This window comes from Candidatus Symbiopectobacterium sp. NZEC135, from assembly GCF_025962695.1.
On record NZ_JAGFPF010001026.1, the window covers coordinates 1 to 769 of the forward strand.

The following is a 769-nucleotide window of genomic DNA, read 5'->3' on the forward strand; positions in this document are numbered from 1 at the left end:
TGATATGAACGCTGGGGGCGTCATCTATCAGGCCGGTGTTGACGGCATAGATCATCACCTCATTAATACGCTGGCAGAGTCGCCTCACTGTTTCTAGCGCACCGCGTGTTTGTACCGGCTGCACGGCTTGTACCAAGGTGCGCGCTTTGATATCGGTGATGCAGAGATCGCAGATGGCAGGAAAGATGTCTTTTTCCAGCGAGCGCCAGATATCGGTGGCTTAGTCTTCGGTGATGCTGCTCTTTTTTACCTGTAACCAGCATTCAGCGACGACTTTGAAGGCGTTGGCTTTGACTTCTAACGCCTGCTTGCGTTGCGAAAGCTGGAATTCATAAGGATCAATATTTTTTGTCAGCAGTGTACGTGCATCTCGGCGACGCTGCCGGGCATCGGCTAGGGTGACTTCGGGATAGGGACCAAAAGTGAGCTTTGCCCGTTTTTTGCTAAAGGGGCGAAGATAACGGTATTGCCAGACTTTCTTACCGTTGGTTTTGATCAGCAGTTGCAGACCATCGCCATCATGCAGCGTGTAATCTACTTCTCCAGGCTTGGCGGCCTTGATCTCTGTATCCGTGAGCGGCTTTGTTAGACGAGCCATAGGTGCCTTGTTAGGTACCCGGGGAATAGGTACCTAGCCGTTGGGTACCTAACAAGGTACCTATGGGCACAGGAAGTCGGAATACGTCGAAGGACCTATAAGGAAACAAAAAAGCCCACAGGGCTTGCGCCGTGCGGGCTTTCAGGACTTTATCGGTCGACTCTGGTGATC

General features: G+C 51.9%; 1 pseudogene. It reads right to left on the reverse strand.

Going from position 1 to position 769, the window contains the following annotated elements:
- Nucleotides 1-598: pseudogene (locus J5224_RS32190) on the reverse strand (integrase arm-type DNA-binding domain-containing protein); the annotation flags it as partial.
- Nucleotides 599-769 lie beyond the last annotated feature (171 nt).